The following is a 3,132-nucleotide window of genomic DNA, read 5'->3' as shown; positions in this document are numbered from 1 at the left end:
CCATATCTTTCTGACCTGGTCGGTCGTTATGGTCTCCTATGTTAAGTCATCCGGTCCGAAAAACCCCGCCCACACCATCACCATCAGCTTGGATGAGTTGCTGGATCATGCCGAGAAGTTCATGTTCCTGGCTGGCTATGAGTCGGTTAGCCACCGCGAGCAAGAGCGCGCCTCCATTGCGGCTTCGGAGATCATGGCGAACTTGTTCCGGGCGCTCAACGACGATGATGTGGATGAGGCAGTCGGCGATGCTGCCCCGACGAACCCGGAGGATGAAGACGAGCGCGTCGAACAGACCTCAATGTATCTGACGCGGCTGCTGTTTTTGCTCTTCGGCGATAATGCGGGTTTGTGGCAGCCGGGCTTGTTCGCGGATTTGGTGATTAATGCCAATGGCGTCGGTGAGCTTTCTGGTGATCTGAACACGTTGTTTAATGATGTGTTGAATAAGCCGGAATCGCAGCGTCCGCGTCGTTTGCCGGAGCATTTAGCGAAGTTCCCGTACGTCAACGGTGGTTTGTTTGCCGGTGATGTGCCGAAGGAATACTTCGATGAGCAGATGCACCAAGTGCTTGTCGACGCATGTTCGTTCGATTGGTCTCAAATAAGCCCCGCCATCTTCGGTTCTTTGTTCCAGTTGGTGAAGTCGAAGGAAGCGCGTCGGCATTCTGGTGAGCATTACACCAGTGAGAAGAATATTCTGAAGACGATCGAGCCGCTGTTCCTGGATGAGTTGCGCGCGGAGGCTCGCCGTTTGATCAATTCGAAGTCCACGAGCGTGAAGAAGCTGCGGGAATTCCGCGATAGCCTGGCGAACAACATCTACTGCGACCCTGCTTGTGGTTCCGGAAACTTCCTGATTGTGGCTTACCGCGAGCTGCGCAAGATTGAGACGGAGATGATTGTTGCTATCCGTGAGCGCGAGGGCAGCACGGGCAGCATGACTTTTGATATTTCGTGGGAGCAGAAACTTTCCATTGACCAGTTCTATGGTTTTGAGATCAACTGGTGGCCGGCGAAGATTGCCGAGACTGCCATGTTCTTAGTTGATCATCAGGCAAACCGGGAGCTTGCCGACGCCATCGGTCTGGCCCCGGAACGCTTGCCGATCAATATCACCGCGCACATTCACCACGGCAATGCTCTGCAGCTGGATTGGGCGGAGATCCTGCCGGAAACCAGTGGTCAGACCTATATCTTTGGCAACCCGCCGTTTATTGGGCAGTACACCAAGACTAAGGAACAGACAGCTGATATGAAGCGTGTCTGGGGCGAGGATTACGACGGCTACCTGGATTACGTCACTGGCTGGCATGCGCAAGCATTGAACGTACTACAGACGCGCCACGGCGAGTTCGCCTACGTAACTACGAACTCGATTACACAAGGCCAGCCGGTTCCCGCACTGTTCGGTCCAATCTTCCGCGATCATTGGCGCATCAAGTTTGCCCACCGTACGTTCAGCTGGGATTCAGAGGCACCCGGCAAGGCCGCAGTGCATTGTGTGATCGTAGGTTTCAGCCGAAACACCAGTGTGAAGCCGCGTCTGTGGGATTACCCGGACGTTCGTGGCGAAGCTGTCCCCGTTCCGGTGGAGAAATCCATCAATGCTTACCTGGTTGATGGTCCGAATATCCTGGTGAAGAAGCGGTCCAAACCACTAGCAGACCTTCCGGCAGTAATCCGTGGACCGCAACCAACCGACGATGGCAATTTACTAGTTAGCAAGGATGACTATCCTGAGATCGCTAATGACGCTATTGCGGTTAAGTATCTGAGACCATTCCGCATGGGTAAGGATCTCGTACGAGGAATAGAGCGGTGGTGCCTTTGGCTAGCAGAAAACTTTGATCCTGTTGATCTACAGCGCTCCGCAATCTTGAGACAACGAATCGAAGCAAATAAAACTTACCGGGAGAACGCTACGCCATCTAGTGACGCCTACAAGCTTCGCGAAACTCCACATTTATTCCGGCCCAGCAAATTTGAAACTGGCTCTCCGTACGTCGGCATTCCTGTCGTCGTTTCCGAAACCAGGCGCTATTACACTTGCGATTTAATCGATGGCAATGTTATCCCAGGAAACAAGCTCTTCACTGCCCATGACCCAGACGGTTTACTTTTTGCACTAATTTCCTCTTCGATGTTCGTTACATGGCAACGGACAATCGGTGGAAGGCTGAAATCAGATCTAAGTTTCGGCAGTACGCTCACTTGGAACACTTTTCCAGTGCCAGAGCTCAACAGCACTAGCAAGGAACGGATCATCTCCGCAGGCAAAAAGGTCCTCGAAGCACGTGAACTTCATCCCGAGAGATCACTTGCCGACCACTACAACCCGCTCGCCATGGATCCGGCTTTACTTAAGGCCCACGATGCCCTCGACAAGGAAGTCGATAAAGCATTCGGTGCGCCTCGAAAGCTCACCACTGAGCGACAACGGCAAGAGCTGCTATTTGAAAACTATTCGAAACTGACGAAGTAGACCAATCAACGCGCACCTCGTGAGGAGTACTAAATGTCTTTGACGGAGCTTTCCCACAAAGATGCCAAGACATTCGTATGGGTAATTCGGACCGGCCGCAAAGGAGAGCGTGAAGGTCGTTCCCTTGCTGAGGCCACTATCATGCCCGGGATGGGTTTTGGTGCTGCGACGGCAGAAGCTTCAACTGTTGACAGCGTAAAAACGGCAATTAAAAAACTCAATCCTGCTCTGCCAAATTCCAAAGTAACTAGCCAAGCCAACCAATATATCCGTTTCCGCGATGAGACAAAACCTGGCGATATCGTCGTCATGCCAAGCAAACTACAGCAAGGGCGTCTCTACGTTGGCACAGTAGCGGGTAGGGCATATTTCGACTCAGATGAATCTGACCCAGAGGCACAAAATAAGCTCCCTGTTAATTGGCATGAAGAGTGGATCACACGCGATGAACTGGGGCAAGACCTACAAAATTCACTGCGCAGCTTACTGACTATTTTCAAAATCACTCGAAACAACGCAGCTAATCGAATCGAACAAGTTTTAGACGGTGACGGCGACCCCGAACGAGAATCTGGTGTGGGCGGGGTTTTTCGGACCGGATGACTTAACATAGGAGACCATAACGACCGACCAGGTCAGAAAGATAT

General features: G+C 52.2%; 2 protein-coding genes. Both read left to right on the top strand.

Annotated features, from left to right (window positions below; genetic code table 11):
* The coding region (locus QP888_RS10895) for a DNA methyltransferase (protein WP_350338250.1) at positions 1 to 2,485 on the top strand (2,485 nt) is incomplete at its 5' end.
* Positions 2,486 to 2,518: 33 nt separating this feature from the next.
* A complete protein-coding gene (locus QP888_RS10890) occupies positions 2,519 to 3,088 on the top strand; it encodes a DUF8426 domain-containing protein (protein ID WP_284813580.1) in 570 nt (189 codons plus the stop codon).
* Positions 3,089 to 3,132: the final 44 nt, after the last annotated feature.

Origin of the sequence: Corynebacterium sp. MSK297 (assembly GCF_030232885.1) — a bacterium.
In the GTDB taxonomy this organism is placed as follows: domain Bacteria; phylum Actinomycetota; class Actinomycetes; order Mycobacteriales; family Mycobacteriaceae; genus Corynebacterium.
Note: the sequence above shows the minus strand (reverse complement) of the source record. Positions and strands in the feature narration are given on the sequence as shown.